Source organism: Mycobacterium sp. NGS33 (assembly GCF_059812885.1).
This window is the reverse complement of record NZ_JCALDN010000022.1, coordinates 18,979-38,003: the sequence shown is the minus strand read 5'-3', so window position 1 is coordinate 38,003 and position 19,025 is coordinate 18,979. Positions and strand designations below refer to the sequence as shown.

The following is a 19,025-nucleotide window of genomic DNA, read 5'->3' as shown; positions in this document are numbered from 1 at the left end:
TTTTACCAGCCGCGTTCGGCCAGCCGATGCGGCTCCGCGATCTGCTCGACGTTGATGCCGACCATCGCCTCGCCCAGCCCGCGCGACACCTTGGCCAGCACGTCGGGGTCGTCGTAGAAGGTGGTCGCCTTGACGATCGCGGCGGCGCGCGCGGCGGGGTCCCCGGACTTGAAGATGCCCGAGCCCACGAACACCCCCTCGGCGCCGAGCTGCATCATCATCGCCGCGTCCGCCGGGGTGGCGATGCCGCCCGCGGTGAACAGCGTGACCGGCAGCTTGCCCGCCCGGGCCACCTCCACGACCAGATCATAGGGCGCCTGCAATTCCTTTGCGGCGACGTACAATTCGTCTTCGGACAGCGACGTCAGGCGGCGGATCTCGCCACCGATGGCGCGCATGTGGGTGGTCGCGTTGGAGACATCGCCGGTGCCGGCCTCACCCTTGGAGCGGATCATCGCCGCGCCCTCGCTGATGCGTCGCAGCGCTTCGCCGAGGTTGGTGGCGCCACACACGAACGGCACGGTGAACTTCCACTTGTCGATGTGGTGGGTGTAGTCCGCCGGGGTGAGCACCTCGGACTCGTCGACGTAGTCCACGCCGAGGCTTTGCAGGATCTGGGCCTCGACGAAGTGGCCGATGCGGGCCTTGGCCATCACCGGGATGGTCACGGCGGCGATGATGCCTTCGATCATGTCCGGGTCGCTCATCCGCGACACCCCGCCCTGGGCGCGGATGTCGGCGGGCACCCGTTCCAGCGCCATGACGGCGACGGCGCCGGCGGCCTCGGCGATCTTGGCCTGCTCGGGGGTGACGACGTCCATGATGACGCCGCCCTTGAGCATCTCGGCCATGCCGCGCTTGACGCGCGCCGTCCCGGTTCGCCCGTTGCCGTTCGGGGGGTGGGCGGTATTCACTGCTTGATCTCCTTCAACCGTTGTCGACCCAGTCTAATGAGGCGCTTTGGCCGCGTTGACCCCGCGCAGTCAGCGGATGGACAGCAGCGGCCCGGGAGCGCGGCCGCCGGCGAGCGCGGCCGCGTCGGTGAGCAGTCCGGATAGCTGCATGGGATACACCGTCTCCCCCGCCGCGACCAGCTGCGCGATGTCAGCAGCGTCACACCAGCGGTGGCCGTGGATGTAGCTGCGTTCCAGTTCGGTTCGGCCGGTGCGCGACGGGTCGAACCGCTGGGTGCGGTAGACGAAGTAGAACTCCTCGCTGTCGATCAGCGCACCGTTGAACTCGAAGACCTCGTCGCGCCGCCACACGGGCCCGATCATCTCGGCGGGCGCGACCCGCAGCCCGGTTTCCTCGGCCAGCTCCCGCGCGGCGGCCTCGGCCAGCCGCTCCCCTTGCTGCACTTCGCCGCCCACCGTGAACCACCATTTCGGCGCGTGCCGGTCGGCGAGCGCGGGGTCCGACCCGCACAGCAGCAGCACCGCGCCGGTGTCGTCGAGCAGCACGACGCGCGCCGAGGTGCGGTGGTTGAGGACGCCGTGATCGCCGTGCGCCAGCGCGTGCGGGCGCTCGACGATCTCGAAATAGCTGGGCAGCGCGGCGGTCCCGCCCAGGTGGAACAGCCGCACCAGGGGACGTTCGGCCAGCGCCAGGGTGTCGCGGACCGCGTCGTTGTGGAAGCGGCGGGCCAGCACCACCCGGGCCTCGGCGTCGGCCAGCTCGGCGATCAGCCCGGCCGGCAGCGACGCCGGGTCGACGAGGGCCAGCGCGGCCGACAGTTCGTTCTCGGCGTTCTCCCGCGCGGCCCGGGGCGCGCCCTCCGCGGCGTCGGCCAGCGCCGCCAGCCGTCGCCCTTCGGACGCACCGCCGTAGGCGTCGATGGCGACGGCGCGCGACACCACCGCGCGCCGGGCCAGTGCGCCGTCGAGCGCCTGCCAGGACAGGTCGTAGCGGACGTGCAGCCGGTCCAGCCGGTTGGCGGTCCGGTACGCCCAGGCGCCGACGACCGCCAGCACCGCGACCAAGACCGCGATGGCGACAATCAGCCACGTCATCAATTGGCCACCTCAACCTTGGCGCCTGACGCGGCGACCGTCTCGTACACCCGCATGATCTGGCTGGCCACCACCGACCAGTCGTAGCGCTGGACAGCGGCCGAACCGGCCGCCACGTAACGTTCCCGCAGCCCATCATCCTCTAGCACCGCGATCAGCGCATCGGCGAGCGCGTCGCCGTCGCCGACGGGCACCAGGCAGCCCACGTCACCGTTGCCCAGCACGCGGCGGAACGCGTCCAGGTCGCTGGCCACCACGGGGGTCCCGGCGGCCAGCGCCTCGACCAGGACGATGCCGAAGCTCTCCCCGCCGAGGTTGGGCGCGCAGTACACGTCGGCGCTGCGCATCGCCGAGGCCTTCCCGGCGTCGTCGACCTGGCCCAGAAACCGGATGCGGTCCACGAATTCGCCTGCCGCGACGCGCAATTGGTCCTCGTCGCCGCGACCGACGATGAGCAGCTGCACGTCCGCGAACCGCTCGACCAGCCTGGGCAGCGCTTCGAGCAGCACCGGCATGCCCTTGCGCGGCTCGTCGTAGCGGCCCAGGAACAGCACGGTCTTGCCGGCGCGCGGGTAGCCGTCCAGGCGTGGCGCGGAGGCGAAAGAGGCGACGTCGACGCCGTTGGGGATCTCCACGGCGTCGGTGCCCAGCGCCTCCATCTGCCAGCGGCGGGCCAGATCGGAGACCGCGATGCGGCCGACGATCTTCTCGTGCATCGGGCGCAGGATGCCCTGAAACACCGTCAGCGTCAGCGATTTGGTGGTCGAGGTGTGAAACGTCGCCACGATCGGGCCCTCGGCGATGTTGAGGGCCAGCATGGACAGGCTCGGCGCGTTGGGTTCGTGCAGATGCAGCACGTCGAAATCGCCTTCGGCGAGCCACTTTTTGACCTTGCGGTGGGTGGCCGGCCCGAACCGCAGCCGGGCCACGGACCCGTTGTAGGGGATCGGGACGGCCTTGCCGGCCGACACGACGTAGTCGGGCAGCTCGGCGTGCGGCGAGGACGGCGCGAGCACGCTGACGTCATGCCCCCGCTCGCGCATCACCTCGGCCAGTTGCAGAACGTGCGACTGCACCCCGCCCGGAACGTCGAACGAGTAGGGACAGACCATCCCGATCCGCATCAGGTGTCCTTGAGCCGGGCCTGCTTGGCTTCGGGGAGGTCGGCCAGCCACTGCGGCTGCATCATGTGCCAGTCCTCGGGGCGGGCGGCGATGTTCTTCTCGAAATGATCGGCCATCGCCTGGGTGATGGCGCTTACGTCGCCGCTGGTGCAGTCCAGCGGCGGGAGTATGGCGACGCCCCAGCCGCCGTCCTCGAACCAGCAGTGCGCCGGCAGCAGGTCCGCCCCGGTCGCGATCGCGAGCTTCGCCGGCCCCGCCGGCATCCGGGTGGGCTCGCCGAAGAAGTCCACCTGCACGCCGGTGCGGGTCAGGTCGCGCTCGGCCATCAGGCAGACCACCCGGTTGGCCCGCAGCCGGTCGCACAGCACGTCGAAGGGCGGCCGCTCGCCCCCGGACAGCGGCAGCACCTCGAATCCGAGGCGCTCGCGGTAGTCGATGAACCGCCGGTACAGCGACTCGGGTTTGAGGCGCTCGGCGACGGTGGTGAAGGTGCCGTGGGTCTGGGCCAGCCACACCCCGGCCATGTCCCAGTTGCCGCTGTGCGGCAACGCGATCACCGCGCCGCGACCGGCGGCCAGCGCCGCCTCGATGTGGTCTCGCCCCTGGACCGAGTCGTGCAGCTGGCGGCCCAGCACGGCCAGGTCCATCCCCGGCAGCCGGAACGCCTCGCGCCAGTAGCGGGCGTAGGAGGCCAGCGAGGCCCGCATCAGCGAGTCCGGCACGTCCTCGGGCGGCACGCGCAGCACGCGGGCCAGGTTCTTGCGCAGCTGGTCGGGGCCGCCGCCGCGCGCCGCGTAGCGAGCCCCGGCGTCAAAAACGTTGCGCGCGGCGAACTCCGGCATCGCCCGCACCGCCATCCAGCCCGACGCGTAGGCCCAGTCGGCGGCCATGTCGCCCGTCGGGCGGCCCACCATCCGGCTCGCCAGCTGGCGCACCCGACGGGGTTGTGCCCCAATCGTTTTCATGCCCGGTGGAGTGGGGATCACGGGCCGTCCGATCCCACCAGGCGGTCGGTCGCGCCCGGTGAGGTGCGCACCGCGTGCAGCCGCTGCGCGCAGGTGAGCAGGCTGGCCAGCGCCAGCACCCACATCGCGACGGGCAGCGCCGGCGGCCAGGCGACGAACGGGAAGTCCGACACGCCCGCGCCGACCAGCACGATGATCAGCCGCTCCGGGCGTTCGATCAGGCCGCCGTCGCCGCGCAGCCCGCTGGCTTCCGCACGCGCCTTGATGTAGGAGATCACCTGCGAGGTGACCAGGCAGATCAGCGTCGCCACCGCCAGCAGCTTGTCGTGCAGGCCGAAGACGATCCACCACAGCAGCCCGCAGAACACCGCGCCGTCGCTGACCCGGTCACAGGTGGCGTCGAGCACCGCGCCGAATCGGGTGCCCCCGCCGCGTTCCCGCGCCATCGCCCCGTCGAGCATGTCGAAGAGGACGAAGAACCAGACCACCAGCGTTCCGATGAACAGCTTGCCCATCGGGAACAGCGTCAGCGCACCGGCCACCGCGATGACGGTGCCCAGCACGGTCACGACGTCGGGGGTCAATCCCAGCCGCAGGCACGCCCGTGCGGTCGGGGTGGTCAGCCGCGCGAACGCCGCCCGCGACAGGAACGGCACCTTACTCATTGGCGCCGCTCCTCAGCATCGCTACGCTCTGCATTGTCGCCGGCGCAGCTCATGGTTGTTTCGTCCACTCCGTGGCCAGCAGCTGACGCGTCTCGCGCAGCAATTGCGGGATCACCTTGGACCCACCGATGATGGTGATGAAATTCGCGTCGCCACCCCAGCGCGGCACCACGTGCACGTGCAGGTGTTCGGCGAGCGAACCGCCCGCCGACGTCCCCAGGTTCAGGCCGACGTTGAAACCGTGCGGCCGCGACACGTTCTTGATGACGCGAATCGCCTTCTGAATGAAGGACATCAGCTCCGCGCTTTCCGGATCGGTCAGGTCTTCGAGTTCGGACACCCGCCGATAGGGCACCACCATCAGGTGTCCGGGGTTATAGGGGTAGAGGTTGAGGACGGCGTAGACGAGTTCGCCGCGGGCGACCACCAGGCCGTCTTCGTCGGTGAGGTGGGGAATGTCGCTGAACGGCTGCTCGCTCTTGCTCTTGGGGTCGCGCTTCATCGGCGCCTCGGCCAGATAGGTCATCCGGTACGGCGTCCACAGCCGCTGCAGGTGGTCCTGCTCGCCGACACCCCGGTCCAGGATGGTGTCGTCGGCGCCCTGCTCGGCCGGCTGGCGATCACTCACAGTCACTCACCACTTGACACTTTCACGAGGTCGGCTGTGGGCACGGAATTCTCACGATCGGCGATCCACTTCACGATCGCGTCGACCGCCCCGTCGCGGGGCACGCCGTTGATCTGGGTGCGGTCACCGAAACGGAAGCTGACGGCGCCGGCCGCCACGTCGCGGTCACCGGCCAGCAGCATGAACGGCACCCGCTGATTGGTGTGGTGGACGATCTTCTTGGCCATCCGGTCGTCGCTGGTATCGACCTCGACCCGCACGCCGTGCGACTTCAGTTGCGCGGCAACGCTTTGCAGGTATTCCACGTGCTCGTCGGCGACCGGGATGCCCACCGCCTGCACCGGGGCCAGCCACGCCGGGAACGCCCCCGCGTAGTGCTCGGTGAGGATGCCGAAGAACCGCTCGATCGAGCCGAACAGCGCCCGGTGGATCAGCACCGGCCGCTGCCGCGACCCGTCGGACGCGGTGTATTCCAACTCGAACCGGTCGGGCATGTTGAAGTCGAGCTGGATGGTCGACATCTGCCAGCTGCGGCCCAGCGCGTCCTTGACCTGCACCGAGATCTTCGGGCCGTAGAACGCCGCACCGCCGGGATCGGGGACGAAATGCAACCCGGAGGCCACGGCGACCTCCCGCAGCACCTCGGTGGCCTCGTCCCACATCTCGTCGGAGCCCGAGTACTTCTCCGGGTCCTTGGTGGACAGCTCCAGGTAGAAGTCGTTGAGCCCGTAGTCGGCCAGCAAATCGAGCACGAAGCGCAGCAGCGAGGTCAGCTCGTCGCGCATCTGTTCGCGCGTGCAGTAGATGTGGGCGTCGTCCTGCGTCATGCCGCGCACCCGGGTCAGGCCGTGCACCACGCCGGACTTCTCGTAGCGGTACACGCTGCCGAACTCGAAGAGCCGCAACGGAAGCTCGCGATAGGAGCGACCGCGTGACCGGTAGATCAGGTGGTGCATCGGGCAGTTCATCGGCTTGAGGTAGTAGTCCTGCCCGGGCTTGCGCACCGTGCCGTCCTCGTTGAACTCCGCGTCCAGGTGCATCGGCGGGTACATGCCGTCGGCGTACCACTCGAGGTGGCCCGACGTGATGTAGAGCTGCTCCTTGGTGATGTGCGGGGTGTTGACGAACTCGTAGCCGGCCTCGATGTGCTTGCGCCGCGAGTACTCCTCGAGCTCGCGACGGATGATGCCGCCCTTGGGGTGGAAAACCGCCAGGCCGGAACCGATTTCGTCGGGGAAGCTGAACAGGTCGAGCTCGCTGCCCAGCTTGCGGTGGTCGCGGCGCTGGGCCTCTTCGATCAGCTCGAGGTAGGCATCCAGCGCCTCCTGGGACTCCCAGGCGGTGCCGTAGATGCGTTGCAGGCTGGCGTTGCTCTGGTCGCCGCGCCAATAGGCCGCCGAGCTTCGGGTCAGCTTGAACGCCGGGATGTGCTTGGTCGTCGGGATGTGCGGACCGCGGCACAGGTCACCCCAAACCCGTTGCCGGGTACGGGGATTGAGGTTGTCGTAGGCGGTGAGTTCGTCGCCGCCGACCTCCATGATGTCGGGGTCGCCGGATTTGTCGTCCACGAGTTCGAGCTTGTACGGCTCGTTGGCCAGCTCGGCGCGCGCCTGCTCTTTGGACTCATACACGCGCCGCTCGAACAGCTGGCCCTCTTTGACGATCTGACGCATCCGCTTTTCCAGCTTGGCCAGGTCTTCGGGCGTGAACGGCTCCGGCACGTCGAAGTCGTAGTAGAAGCCGTCGGTGATCGGCGGGCCGATGCCCAGCTTGGCTTGCGGGAACAGCTCCTGCACGGCCTGGGCCAACACGTGCGCGGCCGAATGCCGGATGACGCTGCGGCCCTCGTCGGTGTTGGCGGCCACCGGGACCACCTCGGCGTCGGCGTCGGGCGCCCAGCTCAGGTCGCGCAGCTTTCCCGAGTCGTCGCGCACCACCACGATCGCGTCGGGTGTGCCCCGCCTCGGCAGTCCCGCCTCGCCGACCGCGGCGGCCGCGGTGGTCCCGGCCGGCACCCGGATCGGGGCTGGCGGGACGTCGTGGGCGGGGGCGCTCATGAGGCTGGTTCTCCAAGGTTGGTGGTGTGAGGAGTCGATCGCTGCCATGCTATCGGGGCCGACCCCGCTCAGGGCTGGCCAGGCTTGAGCCGCACGAACAGCGCGTCGGCTTCGGTCAGCAACCGATCGCCGTCGGTCAGCCGTCCCGAGACGAAGATCTTGCGCCCGTCCACCCGGTCGATGCCCGCGTCGAACTGCAGTTCCTTTTCGATCGGGACGATGTGGCGGTAGTCGATCTTGAGGTAGGCGGTGCGCTGGCGCGGGTTGCCGGTGAGCACCGAGGCCGACAGCCCGAGGATCGAGTCGAACAGCATGCCCAGCGCGCCGCCGTGCACGGCCCCGTTGCGGCCCAGATGGAACCGGGCGAAGCGGGCCTGGCCGTGGATGCGGCCGTCCTCACCCTTGTGGGCCGACATCGGGATGGTCAGGATGTTGCCGCGCATCGGCAGGTCCATCCGCCGGCCCGACGGGGACGCCCACTCGTCGGCGTCGTACGGCGCCAGCAGGGCCGACGCCTTCTCCAGCAGGTCAGCGGCCTCGGTGATCACCTCGTCGGGGGCGTCGGCGGCCCGGGCGCGGTCCTGCACCGAGCGCACGGCGTCGATGAACCTGCCGTAGTCGGGCCCGCCCTTGGTCGTCGGTTCGGGCGGATTGAACCCGCCGCCGGGGTGTCGGTGATGTTCGGCCACCACCACACCGTATTGCCCGGCGGGCGGGCCGAAGCGCGCCGGTTAGGCCGGCTGCTGAGCCCCGGCGGCCGCCAGCGTCTCGAACTCCTCATCGGATAGCTCGATCTCGGCGGCGGCGACGTTCTCCTCCACATGCGCGACCTTGGAGGTCCCCGGGATCGGCACCATCACGGGCGAGCGTTTCAGCAGCCACGCCAAGGCCAACTGCGACGGCGACGCGTCGTGGTCGGCGGCGATGCGCTGCAGCGGGCCGTCGGCGGCCGCGAGCGGTCCCGCGGCCAGCGGGAACCACGGGATGAACCCGATGCCCTGCTTGGTCGCCGCCTCCAGCAGCGGCTCGGCACTGCGGGCCGTCAGGTTGTACATGTTCTGCACCGACACGATCTCGGTGACGCGCAGGGCCGCGTTGAGCTGGTCGACGTCGATCTCCGACAGGCCGATGTGGCGGATCTTGCCCTCGTTCTTCAGCGTGAGCAGCTCACCCACCTGGTCTTCCAGCGGGAAGTTCGCGTCGACGCGGTGCAACTGGAACAGGTCGATGGTGTCCACGCCCAGCCGGCGCAGGCTCATCTCGCACTCCTGGCGCAGGTAACTCGGATTGCCCAGCGGGATCCAGATGTCCGGGCCGGTGCGCAGCAGGCCCGCCTTGGTCGCAATCACCAGGCCGTCGTAGGGATGCAACGCCTCGCGAATGATCTCCTCGGAAAAGTAGGGGCCGTAGGAGTCGGCGGTGTCGATGAAGTTCACCCCCAGCTCGACGGCCCGGCGCAGCACCCGGACGCATTCGTCGCGGTCTTCGGGCGGGCCCCAGACGCCCTTGGCGGTCAGGCGCATGGCGCCGAAGCCGAGTCGGTTGACGGTCAAATCGCCGCCGAAGGTGAAGGTTCCGGATGCCCCTGCAACAGTTTTCGAGTTTTCTGCGGTCACACCTTTAGACCGTACGCGCCGAATGTCACCGCGCATCCCGGCGTGGCAAGCTGGGCACGTGGACCTACGAGCGCTCGAGGAACTCCCCCTGACCTACTCCGAAGTGGGGGCGACCGCGGGCGGCGAGCTGCCCGCCGGATACGACCATCAGCACGCCGAGCGCCAAATCGGCACGGGCCAACAGCGTTTCGAGCAGGCCGCCGCCGCCGTCATGCGCTGGGGCATGCAGCGCGGATCCGGGCTGCGCGTGCAGGCCAGCTCCGAGGTCGCCGTCGTCGACGCGGTAGTGGTGGTGAAAATGGGCTTTCTGCCCGCGCCCTGCCGCGTCGTCTACGTCGTCGACGAACCCCACATCCGCGGCTTCGGCTACGGCACCCTGCCGGGCCATCCGGAGTCCGGCGAGGAACGCTTCGTGGTGCGGCGCGACCCCGTCACCTCGGCGGTGTACGCCGAGGTGACGGCCTTCTCCCGGCCCGCGACCTGGTGGAGCAAGGCCGGCGGGCCGGTGGTGAAGGTCGGTCAGCGCCTCATCGCCAGGCGCTACCTGCGGGCGGTGTGACCGTCATCGGGTGGCGACGCCGCCCCCGATTCCGGCCCCGGTGCCGCGGCCGATGACGCCCGTGTGCACGCCCTGCGCCAGCCGGGCCAGCGCGACGGCGCCGACGAGCAGGCCGAAGTCGCGCAGCGCGACGTCGTAGAAGCCGGGCCCGCTAACCAGGTCGATGATGATGCCCGCCAGCCACGCCGCGACCACCCAGGCGCCGATCCGCGGGGCCACCGCGACCAGCACCCCGGCCACGATCTCGATGACCCCGACCAGATACATGCACTGATCGGCCGTGCCGGGCACGAGATCATCGATCCACCCGGCCAGGTACATGCTCCAGTGATGCGGGTGGGTCAGCAGGTTGAAGAACTTGTCCAGCCCGAAAACGATGGGCGCGACCGTGAATACGGCGCGCAGCGCGAAATACGCCGAGTAGGCCGGATCCCGCAGCTGATCGGCCAGGGCGGGGGTGGCGCTGGCGTGGTTGGTGCTCATGGCAGCCTCCGTTTCTAACAGATGATATTTCGTACGTTAGATTGGGTAGACTGTAGCGTCAAGCATTTTGTCTGTTAGAAATGGCGGTCGGATGGACGACGCGGACGCCCTGCAGCGCGACGCCGCCGGCATCGGCGCACTCGCCGATCCGGTGCGCCGGCGGCTGTATCAGTACGTGTGCGCCCAACCCGGGCTCGTGGGCCGCGACCAGGCGGCCGACGCCGTCGGGATCCCCCACCACCAGGCCAAGTTCCACCTGGACCGGCTCACCGCCGAGGGCCTGCTGGAAACCGATTACGCCCGCCTGACCGGCCGCTCGGGGCCCGGCGCCGGACGGACCTCCAAGCTGTATCGCCGCGCGCGCCGCGACATCGCGGTCAGCCTTCCGCACCGCGAATACGAGCTGGCCGGGCGCCTGATGGCGACGGCCATCGCCCGGTCGGCCGACACCGGGGAACCGGTCACCGACGTCCTCGACCGCGTCGCCCGCGAGTACGGCCGGTCGATCGGCGCCGGCAAGCGCCCGCCGGCCGACGCCGAGGCCGCGCTGCGGCGCGCGGTCGGATTGCTCAGCCGGTACGGCTACGAGCCGCGCTTTTCCGACAGCGAGGTCGAGCTCGCCAACTGCCCGTTCCACGCGCTGGCCCAGGAGCAGACGGAGCTGGCCTGCAACATGAACCACGCGCTGATCAGCGGCTTGGCCGATGCGCTCGCACCGCACGGCCCCGACGCCCGGCTCTGCCCGGGGCGGGACCGGTGTTGCGTGGTGCTCACGCCCGCCGGCCGGTAGACCCCCAGCGGGCCAGCAATTCTTCGGCCCCCGTACACATCTCGTCGACGACGTCGGCCACCGAGGCCTCGTCGCGGATCATCCCGACGCCCTGGCCGGCATCCACGGGTGCGATCCGCGTGTCCCCGGCGCTGATCGCGGCGGCCAGCTCGTCGCAGGCGCCGGCGTCCAGCGCCTCCTCGTGGCCCGTCCAGTGCTCGACGAAATCGTTGGCCAACACCCGCGACGGGAAGCGCGCCGGCCAGGGCAGCCCCTTGGCCACGTCGAAGACCCGGGTGACGGCGGTGTCTGTTTCGCCGGCGGTGACCAGGGCCCGGCGGCCCGCGTCGCCGGTGAGCGCTTCCGGACATGCCGACAATCGGGTGCCGACCCACGCACCGCTGGCCCCGGCGGCCAGCACCGCGGCCAGGCTGCGCCCCGAAGCGACCCCGCCGCCGGCCAGCACCGGCACCGAGACGGCGTCCAACACCGCGTCCAGCAGCGGCAGCAGGCCCAGCTTGTCCTCGCCGTGCCCGCCGCCCTCGGAGCCGCGCGCGACCAGGATGTCGACGCCGGCATCGACGGCCCGGCGCGCCCCGTCGCTGTCGTAAACCTGTGTGACCGTAGGGATTCCGGCGTCGTGCGCCTTGGCGACCCACGACCATTCGGTGCCGAAGCTGACCGACAACAGCACGGGCCGGGCGGCCAGCGCGTCCTCGAGCAGGCCGGCCTCGTTGCGCATCACCCAGTCGACCAGCCCGATGCCGAACCGGCCCTGGACATGCGCGAGCTGCTCGGCCAGCAGCGTTCTGGTCGCGACGCTGCCCATGCCGACCATGCCGAGGCCGCCGGCCGCCGTCACCGCCGCGGCCAGGCGGCCGCCCGCGACGCCGCCCATCGGGGCGTTGACGATGGGAACCCGCAGTCCAAAGCTCGTTGACCAGGGCGTCGACAACATCGGCGGCTAGTGCTCCGACGGAATGGTCTTGAGCACGGTCAGCAGGACCACCGAATCCTCGACCGCGTGCAGGGCGTGCCGTTCGGGGGGAATCGCGACGTACTCACCGGCCTTGCCGTCCCAGGCGTCCCCGCCGGTCGTCAGGCGCACGTGGCCCTGCAGCACCTGCAGGGTCGCCTCACCCGGGCTGTCGTGTTCGGACAGGTCGTGACCGGCCAGCAGGGCCAGCACGGTCTGGCGCAGCTCGTGGGTGTGGCCGCCGTGGATGGTGTGGGCGGCGCGTCCGCTGTGCGATTGCTTGGCCTCGGCGATCTTTTCGGCCGAGAGGTCGGTCAGCGAAATGGAATCCATGTCGGTCCTTCGAAGTTGCAAGGCCCCGCCTGGGGCCTCAACGGGTTGGGAGTCAGCCGCTCAGTAGCAGTATCCCCGCCACCACGAGGGCGACCACCTTGACCGCCTCCAGCGCGACGTAGAAGTAGTGGGCCCGCGAGCGCGGCCCGTCCGACCCGGCGAGCACCCTGTCCGCACGGCGGGTCAGCGCGGGACGCACCGCGACCAGCTGGACGGCCAGCGCGGCAACGGCGACGGCCACGGCCACCGTGACGCCCGCCCGGGTGGGACCGGCCACCACGATGGCCCCGATGACGAGCGCGAAAGCCACCTCGACGGTGTTGAGCGCGCGAAAGACCAACCGCCCGATGCCGAGTCCGATCTGCAGCGTCACATTGGGCGCCCGGAACTTCAGCGGGGCCTCCAGGAACGAGATGGCCAGCACCATGCCGAGCCAGACAAAGGTCAGCGCGACGGCAATCGCTGTGCCCGTGCTCATTTGGTGGCCCCTTGCAGCGTCAAATGGGCCAGACACAGGTCCGGCTCGACGAACGGGTCGAGCCGGTCCACCGAGACGGGCGCCCCCCAGGTCTCCATGGCTCCCTGCATGAGGCCCAGATGCACCGGGCACACGACGCTCGACCGGTTTTCGGCCAACTCCAGGAACGGGCAGTGCCGCAACCCGACCTGCTGCTGTCCGTTGCTCACGCGGCGTTCGGGCGCGAAGCCGAGTTCGTCGAGCACATCCATCAGATGAGCGATGGCCTGCTCGGCGCCGTCGCGCGACGGGTGCAGTTCGGCATTTATCTTCTGCCCCCACGCGCGGCCCGCGGCCAGGGCCTTGGGTCCGGGATCGCCCTCGGCGGCAAAGGCCGTCGCCAGGATCTCGGCCAGCAGCCGATAATGCCGCGTGCCGCCGCGATCCATCCGCCGGACCGCGCGGAACATCAGCGGCGGCCTGCCCGGTCCCTTGCGGCCCAACTCGATGAGTTCGGCCTGGCCGTCTGCGACCAGGCTGTCGAGATGGAAGCGCACGGTGTTGGGGTGCACGCCGAGCACGTCGGCGATTCCGGCGATGCTCATCGGATCCGGCGAGGCCCGCAACAGTCGGATGACGGCCCGCCGCCGGCCGGCCGATTCCCGGTCCGACGAGTCGTGGGACTTCTCCACCTTCAACGCGCCCCTCCCGCCTCTTGCCCGTTACGCCTCGGCAGTTGTGGGGTGGCCCGCCACCAGAGGTGTGTCGACACCGAGTGGACCGAGCTTGCCCGCCCCGCCCGGCGACCCCAGGGGCGCGTCGCGACCCGGCAGCGTCTCGGTGAAGAACGCCTCATTGTCGGCCAGGTACGGTTTGAGGTCCTCAGGCAGGTCATCTTCGTAGTAAATCGCTTCCACCGGACAAACCGGTTCACACGCGCCGCAATCGACGCATTCGTCGGGATGAATGTAGAGCGCCCGGCCGCCTTCGTAAATGCAATCCACCGGACATTCGTCGACGCAGGCGCGGTCCATCACATCGATGCATGGCTTCCCGATCACGTAGGTCATGCGCTAGAGTTTACACAACACTACTTGTAAAAACTAGAGCGGAGGTCGGAGAACCCATGGCCGCCAACGAACTTGACGTGCGCGAGCTGCGCAAGCCGGACAAGCATCCGACGATCTTCGCGACGTATGCCGCGCTGAAAGTCGGCGAATCCTTCGTGCTGGTCAATAACCACGACCCCAGGCACCTGCACGACGAGTTCGAGGCCGACTACCCGGGCGGCTACGACTGGGAGTACCTCGACACAGGACCCACCGTCTGGCGGATCCGGATCGGTAAACTCACCGACGCCCCACCCCCGGCGCTCCACGGCCACCTCGAGCTGGCGTTGGAGCCCCTGGAAAGCTCTGCACGGCAGGAGATCTGATGCCAGGACAACGAGCAGGTGCCGAACTCCCGCTACCGTCATCGGGGCGCGCCGACGACGCGGTTGCCGGCCACTGGCTGCTGGCCCGGCTCGGCAAACGCGTGCTGCGCCCCGGCGGCGTCGAGCTGACCCGCACCCTGCTGGCCCACGCGCGGCTGAGCGGGGCCGACGTCGTCGAGCTGGCACCCGGCCTGGGCCGCACCGCCACCGAGATCGTGGCGCGGGGGCCGCGGTCGTACGTCGGCGCCGAGGGCGACCCGGACGCGGCCAACGTGGTGCGCGGCGTGCTCAGCGATCTCGGTGCACAGAACGCCGCGGTCCGGGTCGCCGACGCGGCCGACACCGGATTGCCCGACGCCAGCGGCGATGTCGTGATCGGGGAGGCGATGCTGAGCATGCAGGGCGACGCGGCCAAGCGGGCCATCGTCGCGGAGGCGGCGCGGGTGTTGCGCCCGGGCGGCCGCTACGCGATCCACGAACTCGCCCTCACTCCCGACGATGTGCCCGAGGACGTCAGCACCGACATCCGCCACGCACTCGCCCGGGCGATCAAGGTCAACGCCCGGCCGTTGACGGTCGCGGAGTGGTCGAACCTGCTCGCCGAGCACGGGCTGGTGGTCGACCATGTGGCGACCGCGCCGATGGCGCTGCTGCATCCCCGCCGGCTGGTGTCCGACGAAGGTCTGCTCGGCGCGCTGCGATTCGCCCGCAACGTGCTCGTGCATCGCGACGCCCGCAAGCGCGTCCTGACCATGCGCCGCACGTTCCGCAAGCACCGCGAGCGGTTGGCCGCCGTCGCGATCGTCGCCCACAAACCGGCGCCCTCGAGCACCGCCTGACATAACACGGCTGCGACCTTCGCCTTTGCACCCCCGGGGACTTTGGGCCCGTTCCGCAATCTGTACGTGACGGTTTAGTGACGCCCCCTGACGTAACTTGGCTGCGGCAGTTGCGGGGAGAACAAAGGAGATTGCCGGCTATGGGTGTTACCTCACCGTTGTTGACCGAGTCCGACCTCGATGCGCTGGCGTCGGATTTCCTGCAGTCGCATTACCTCGGGGCGATCTATGCCGATTGGTCACCGGATCGACGGCTGGACGTGTTCCTGCGACGGCGCGGTCTCGCCCGGGTCGCCAACGACGGCGACCTGTCCCACAACGTTCTCGAGCGCATCATGGCCCGTGGCCGCGCCACGATGACGCGACAATGATCGGCCCGTTTTCTCCGTAGGCCCAGGTAGGCGATCCGATGACGAAAAACCTCAAAAAAACGCGATTTCGCGCGGCGAAAATACCGACCAACGCATTGGTACAGACGTACTATTGTGCCCTAGAGCTGAACACGCCGCCGGGGTCGGATGAGTCGTTGAGGCTAGCGGGGAGGGCACGATGAATTCACCGAAATGGATGGTTCATTGGCCGCAGCGCAGACCCTCGGCCACGATCTACCAGCTGACCGATCGGCTCCACAAGGGACACATCGCTCGGGTACCCGCGCACCAGATCACGACGACCGTGGCGGCGTGGCTGGCCGATCTGGGTGCCAACAGCCCGTTGGTCGACGAGCTCGAGCGCGCGGTGTGCGGTGGCGACTGGGCGGCCGCGCACGCGCTCAGTGAATGCTTGTCCATCGAGATCGCGGTGGCCGACTGAGAAGTCGTCCAGCAAAGCGCCGTTCTTAATCGACATTATTGCTGGTTTTCATCGACAGTTTTGTTGACGTATATCGACGTGCCCAACAGTAGCGGGCGTGTCCGACCTCCCGACACAAACGAAATATCTACAGGCCTCGCGGGGCCGCCGCGCGTCGCACCACGCCGGTGACGACCGCGAGCAGGCGATACTGGCCACCGCCGAGCGGCTGCTGCAAGAACGGCCGCTGGCCGACTTTTCCGTCGACGACCTAGCAAAAGGCGCCGGGATCTCGCGGCCCACCTTCTACTTCTATTTCCGGTCCAAAAACGCCGTCCTGCTCTCGCTGCTCGACCAGATGAACGGCAAGGCGCAGGCGGCGCTGGGGGCGCTCGACGTGGTGTCATCCGGTGACCCCGAGGCGATTTGGCGGGCGCGCATCGAATCGTTCTTCGAGGTCTCCGGATCGCACCGGGCGGTCGCCGTCGCGGGCGCGGCGGCCAAGGCGACCAACCCCGAGGTGCGGCAGCTGTGGTCGGCGCTGATGAGCAAGTGGATCGCCTACACCACGATCGCGATCAAGGCCGAGCGTGGCCGCGGCACCGCCCCCGACACCATCCCGGCCGCGGAATTGTCTGTGGCGCTGAACATGTTGAGCGAGCGGATGATGGCCGCGGCGTTCACCGCCGAGGATCAGGCCATCCCCGAAGACCGGGTGATCGACACCCTGCTGCACATCTGGCTGGCCAGCATCTATCAGCGCTGAGCGAGCGCCTTCGCCGCACGGCTCAGGCTCTCGTCGATCAGCCGGTCGGTGGCGCCGAAGTAGGTGGCGGACGGTTCCTTGCCCGCCAGGTCGGCGATCGCCCGCTGCTCCCCCAAAACATCTGCGGCGGCTAGGTTTTCGGCCATGCGCTGCGTGTGCACGGTCAGCCCGGCGAGCAGCTCGCCACTCTGGGAGGCCGCGACCAGGGCGCGCCGGCCCAGCGTACGCAGGGTGTCCCATTCGGCGTGCCACGCCCCGTCGGGCCGCTCGTCGTCGGTCAGCGCCGCGGCGGTGTGCAACGTCGCGGCCAACGGGGGTGCCGCGATGGCGGCGCGGCGGATCAGGATGGACAGCACCGGGTTTCGCTTGTGCGGCATCGACGACGAGCCACCGCGGCCGGCGGGTGTCGGCTCGCCGAGTTCGGCGATCTCCGGGCGGGCCAGGGTGACGACGTCGGAGGCGATGCGGCCCCAGCAGTCGGTGCAGCCGACGAAGGCGTCGGCCGCGGCGGTGACGGGTGCGCGGGCGGTGTGCCACCCGGGGCGGTCGGCCAGGCCCAATGCGGCCGCGGTGCTGTGTACCAGCCGCAGCGAGACACCGGCCGGGTCGGTCGTAGCGGTGAGCAACGCCGCCAGCTCCGTCGTCGCGGCCAATGTGCCTGCGGCGCCCCCGATCTGGACCGGCGTGGTCAGCGACGCCACTCGCTCGCACGCGTCCACGGTCCCGTTCAGCCAGCCGGCGGCCTTGGCGCCGAAGGTGGTGGGTGCGGCGTGCTGGGTGAGGGTGCGGGCCACCATGGGCGTGGCCCGATGCCGCGTGACGAGTTCGGACAGCGTGGAAATCTGTTGCATGAGTTGGGTCGTCAGGTCGTCGGCGGCCGCGCGCACGGCCAGCATCAGGCTGGTGTCCAGGACGTCCTGGCTGGTGAGCCCGCGGTGAATCCAGGGCGCGACGGCGGGTTCGGCCCGCTCTCGCAGCAGCTTCACCAGGGGTATGACCGGGTTGCCGCCGTCCTCGGCGCCGACCGCGATGGCCTCACAATCGTGCTGCGTCACCAGGTTCGACGGTTCCGTCGCCGCGCATGCGGCCGGAGCCAGGCCGGCGGTCACCAGGGCGCTCAGCCACGCGGATTCCGTCGCGAGCATCGCTTTCAGCAGGGCCTCGTCGGTCATGTGCTCGCCGGCGCGCTGGTCTCCGGGCCACAACAGGTTGGTCATCGCGCGCCTTCGGAGTACGCCAGGAACACGGTCTCCGCCGGGCCCTGCAGGTGGATGTCGAAACGGTAAGCGCCGCCGTGGTTTTCGGCGACGCTGAGCAAGGTGCGCCGGCGCTCGGGGGTGACCGCGGCCAGCAGCGGATCGGCGTCCGGGTCGGCGCCGGGCAGATAGGCGCGGGTGAACAGCCGGTCCAGCAATCCCCGCGCGAACACGGTGAGCGCGAAGAACGGCGGTCGCCCGGGGGCCGGCGGGCCGGGCGTCAGCGTGGTGAACGAGTACCTTCCGGCGGCGTCGGTCGCGCAGCGCCCCCATCCGGTGAACTGGGGTGGACGGCGCAGCGAACCGGCTTGGCGCGGAACGCATCCCGTGGTATCGGGCTGCCAAAGTTCCACCAGTGCGTCGGGAACGGCGACGCCGGCGCCGTCGTACACGGTGCCGTACAGCCGGATGGCCTGCGGGTGGCCGTCGTCGACCATCAGGTTGTCCCCCGGATACGGCAGTCCCAGGTCGAGGAAGGGGCCGACCGTTTGCCCTGGGGTGCACGACGATTCAGTCATGATCGTCCTCGGTCGGGGTGCGAGCACCGCCGGTCAGCACGATGTCCCACCGGTACCCGGTGGCGTATTCGGGCACGGTGAGCTCGTGGTCGTAGCGGGCGATCAGTCGTCGGCGTGCGGCGGGATCGAGGACCGACTGGAATATCGGGTCCAGCTCGAACATCGGGTCGCCGGGAAAGTACATCTGGGTCACCAGACGCTGCGTGAAAGCCGTTCCGAAGACGGAGAAATGGATGTGCGCGGGCCGCCAGGCGTTGTGGTGGTTGCGCCATGGGTACGGGCCGGGCTTGATGGTCAGGAACCGGTAGGTGCCGTCCGGCCCCGTCAGGCAGCGGCCCGCGCCGGTGAAGTTCGGGTCCAGTGGCGCCGGGTGCTGGTCGCGCTGGTGGCGGTAGCGCCCGGCGGCGTTGGCCTGCCAGATCTCGACCAGCTGGCCCGCCACCGCCCGGCCGGTGGAGTCGGTGACGCGTCCGGTGACGACGACGCGCTCCCCGATCGGCTCGTCGGCGTGACCGGCCGTCAGGTCGGCGTCGAGGGGGTCGACGTCCTGGTGGCCGAAGCAGGGTGCCCAGCGCTCGACGCCCTCGGGATCGACGACGACCAGGGGTTGGTTCGGGTGGCGCAGCACGGTGCTGCGGTACGGCGGATAGTCGAGGCGCGGCTGCCCGAGTGACCCCGCTTGCGCGGCGGCCCCCTGGTATTGCGCTGCGATGCGGGCGATCTCCGCCGTGATGTCGGCCTGAGAAGCGACACGCTCGGCGTCCATGTGCCGTGAGGC

General features: G+C 69.6%; 25 protein-coding genes. 7 read left to right on the top strand and 18 right to left on the bottom strand.

Features of this window, described 5'->3' with window-relative positions; all coding sequences use genetic code 11:
• Positions 1-2: 2 nt before the first annotated feature.
• From pdxS to AC5Y5B_RS22730, 9 genes are all read right to left on the bottom strand, one after another.
• A complete protein-coding gene (gene pdxS, locus AC5Y5B_RS22770; RefSeq protein WP_112635026.1) occupies positions 3-914 on the bottom strand; it encodes a pyridoxal 5'-phosphate synthase lyase subunit PdxS in 912 nt (303 codons plus the stop codon).
• Between the two features lie 69 nt (positions 915-983).
• Complete coding sequence (locus AC5Y5B_RS22765; protein ID WP_289176435.1) at positions 984-2,009, bottom strand: NUDIX hydrolase; 1,026 nt, start codon at positions 2,007-2,009, stop codon at positions 984-986.
• Positions 2,009-3,133: a glycosyltransferase family 4 protein gene (locus AC5Y5B_RS22760; protein ID WP_112633149.1), complete on the bottom strand. Its 1,125-nt coding sequence runs from the start codon at positions 3,131-3,133 to the stop codon at positions 2,009-2,011. Before AC5Y5B_RS22760 ends, AC5Y5B_RS22765 begins: the two co-directional genes overlap by 1 nt.
• On the bottom strand, positions 3,133-4,047 hold the full coding sequence (locus AC5Y5B_RS22755; RefSeq protein ID WP_205869103.1) for a phosphatidylinositol mannoside acyltransferase: 915 nt from the start codon (positions 4,045-4,047) through the stop codon (positions 3,133-3,135). Before AC5Y5B_RS22755 ends, AC5Y5B_RS22760 begins: the two co-directional genes overlap by 1 nt.
• 68 nt (positions 4,048-4,115) lie before the next feature.
• Entirely contained in the window at positions 4,116-4,763 is a 648-nt protein-coding gene (pgsA, locus tag AC5Y5B_RS22750) for a phosphatidylinositol phosphate synthase (protein ID WP_500006740.1), read from the bottom strand.
• A 49-nt stretch (positions 4,764-4,812) separates the two neighbouring features.
• Entirely contained in the window at positions 4,813-5,391 is a 579-nt protein-coding gene (locus AC5Y5B_RS22745; protein ID WP_112633152.1) for an ATP adenylyltransferase, read from the bottom strand.
• Between the two features lie 2 nt (positions 5,392-5,393).
• The gene (thrS, locus tag AC5Y5B_RS22740) at positions 5,394-7,448 is read right to left on the bottom strand and encodes a threonine--tRNA ligase (RefSeq protein ID WP_112633153.1); all 2,055 of its coding nucleotides are present in this window, start codon (positions 7,446-7,448) and stop codon (positions 5,394-5,396) included.
• Between the two features lie 68 nt (positions 7,449-7,516).
• On the bottom strand, positions 7,517-8,143 hold the full coding sequence (locus AC5Y5B_RS22735; protein WP_112633154.1) for a PaaI family thioesterase: 627 nt from the start codon (positions 8,141-8,143) through the stop codon (positions 7,517-7,519).
• A 36-nt stretch (positions 8,144-8,179) separates the two neighbouring features.
• Positions 8,180-9,064, bottom strand: coding sequence for an aldo/keto reductase (locus AC5Y5B_RS22730; RefSeq protein ID WP_240631741.1), 885 nt, complete (start codon positions 9,062-9,064; stop codon positions 8,180-8,182).
• 58 nt (positions 9,065-9,122) lie between these two features.
• Between AC5Y5B_RS22730 and AC5Y5B_RS22725 the strand changes: the two genes are divergently transcribed.
• A complete protein-coding gene (locus AC5Y5B_RS22725) occupies positions 9,123-9,623 on the top strand; it encodes a DUF1990 domain-containing protein (protein WP_112633156.1) in 501 nt (166 codons plus the stop codon).
• A gap of 3 nt (positions 9,624-9,626) precedes the next feature.
• Here AC5Y5B_RS22725 and AC5Y5B_RS22720 read toward each other — a convergent pair whose 3' ends face one another.
• On the bottom strand, positions 9,627-10,106 hold the full coding sequence (locus AC5Y5B_RS22720; RefSeq protein ID WP_112633157.1) for a DoxX family membrane protein: 480 nt from the start codon (positions 10,104-10,106) through the stop codon (positions 9,627-9,629).
• Between the two features lie 91 nt (positions 10,107-10,197).
• Between AC5Y5B_RS22720 and AC5Y5B_RS22715 the strand changes: the two genes are divergently transcribed.
• The gene (locus tag AC5Y5B_RS22715; protein WP_112633158.1) at positions 10,198-10,896 is read left to right on the top strand and encodes a helix-turn-helix transcriptional regulator; all 699 of its coding nucleotides are present in this window, start codon (positions 10,198-10,200) and stop codon (positions 10,894-10,896) included.
• Here AC5Y5B_RS22715 and AC5Y5B_RS22710 read toward each other — a convergent pair.
• The 5 genes from AC5Y5B_RS22710 to fdxA are packed head-to-tail and all read right to left on the bottom strand — an operon-like array spanning position 10,877 to position 13,711.
• Positions 10,877-11,833 (bottom strand): NAD(P)H-dependent flavin oxidoreductase, encoded by a 957-nt coding sequence (locus tag AC5Y5B_RS22710; RefSeq protein ID WP_112633159.1) that lies wholly within the window; start codon positions 11,831-11,833, stop codon positions 10,877-10,879. The two genes, AC5Y5B_RS22715 and AC5Y5B_RS22710, sit on opposite strands and share 20 nt — an antisense overlap.
• Positions 11,834-11,839: 6 nt before the next feature.
• Positions 11,840-12,184: a cupin domain-containing protein gene (locus AC5Y5B_RS22705; RefSeq protein WP_112633160.1), complete on the bottom strand. Its 345-nt coding sequence runs from the start codon at positions 12,182-12,184 to the stop codon at positions 11,840-11,842.
• Between the two features lie 52 nt (positions 12,185-12,236).
• Positions 12,237-12,662 (bottom strand): hypothetical protein, encoded by a 426-nt coding sequence (locus AC5Y5B_RS22700; RefSeq protein WP_112633161.1) that lies wholly within the window; start codon positions 12,660-12,662, stop codon positions 12,237-12,239.
• Entirely contained in the window at positions 12,659-13,333 is a 675-nt protein-coding gene (locus tag AC5Y5B_RS22695; RefSeq protein ID WP_500006733.1) for a helix-turn-helix transcriptional regulator, read from the bottom strand. The genes AC5Y5B_RS22700 and AC5Y5B_RS22695 overlap by 4 nt, the downstream gene beginning before the upstream one ends.
• 30 nt (positions 13,334-13,363) lie before the next feature.
• A complete protein-coding gene (gene fdxA, locus AC5Y5B_RS22690; protein WP_112633163.1) occupies positions 13,364-13,711 on the bottom strand; it encodes a ferredoxin in 348 nt (115 codons plus the stop codon).
• Between the two features lie 56 nt (positions 13,712-13,767).
• On the opposite strand from fdxA, the gene AC5Y5B_RS22685 reads away from it, so the two are divergent.
• From AC5Y5B_RS22685 to AC5Y5B_RS22665, 5 genes are all read left to right on the top strand, one after another.
• Positions 13,768-14,076, top strand: coding sequence for a DUF2249 domain-containing protein (locus AC5Y5B_RS22685; protein WP_112633164.1), 309 nt, complete (start codon positions 13,768-13,770; stop codon positions 14,074-14,076).
• Complete coding sequence (locus AC5Y5B_RS22680) at positions 14,076-14,915, top strand: class I SAM-dependent methyltransferase (RefSeq protein ID WP_112633165.1); 840 nt, start codon at positions 14,076-14,078, stop codon at positions 14,913-14,915. The genes AC5Y5B_RS22685 and AC5Y5B_RS22680 overlap by 1 nt, the downstream gene beginning before the upstream one ends.
• 161 nt (positions 14,916-15,076) lie before the next feature.
• Positions 15,077-15,286 (top strand): hypothetical protein, encoded by a 210-nt coding sequence (locus AC5Y5B_RS22675; RefSeq protein WP_205869104.1) that lies wholly within the window; start codon positions 15,077-15,079, stop codon positions 15,284-15,286.
• Between the two features lie 178 nt (positions 15,287-15,464).
• A complete protein-coding gene (locus tag AC5Y5B_RS22670) occupies positions 15,465-15,728 on the top strand; it encodes an Rv2628 protein family (protein ID WP_112633167.1) in 264 nt (87 codons plus the stop codon).
• Positions 15,729-15,825: 97 nt separating this feature from the next.
• The gene (locus AC5Y5B_RS22665) at positions 15,826-16,473 is read left to right on the top strand and encodes a TetR/AcrR family transcriptional regulator (RefSeq protein WP_112633168.1); all 648 of its coding nucleotides are present in this window, start codon (positions 15,826-15,828) and stop codon (positions 16,471-16,473) included.
• On the opposite strand, the gene AC5Y5B_RS22660 is transcribed toward AC5Y5B_RS22665, so the two are convergent.
• Genes AC5Y5B_RS22660 through pcaH form a run of 3 tightly spaced genes read right to left on the bottom strand, consistent with a single transcriptional unit; the run spans position 16,464 to position 19,013 of the window.
• On the bottom strand, positions 16,464-17,690 hold the full coding sequence (locus tag AC5Y5B_RS22660) for a lyase family protein (protein ID WP_112633169.1): 1,227 nt from the start codon (positions 17,688-17,690) through the stop codon (positions 16,464-16,466). The two genes, AC5Y5B_RS22665 and AC5Y5B_RS22660, sit on opposite strands and share 10 nt — an antisense overlap.
• Positions 17,687-18,247, bottom strand: coding sequence for a protocatechuate 3,4-dioxygenase subunit alpha (pcaG, locus tag AC5Y5B_RS22655; RefSeq protein ID WP_112633170.1), 561 nt, complete (start codon positions 18,245-18,247; stop codon positions 17,687-17,689). The genes AC5Y5B_RS22660 and pcaG overlap by 4 nt, the downstream gene beginning before the upstream one ends.
• Entirely contained in the window at positions 18,240-19,013 is a 774-nt protein-coding gene (gene pcaH / locus AC5Y5B_RS22650; RefSeq protein WP_112633171.1) for a protocatechuate 3,4-dioxygenase subunit beta, read from the bottom strand. Before pcaH ends, pcaG begins: the two co-directional genes overlap by 8 nt.
• Positions 19,014-19,025: the final 12 nt, after the last annotated feature.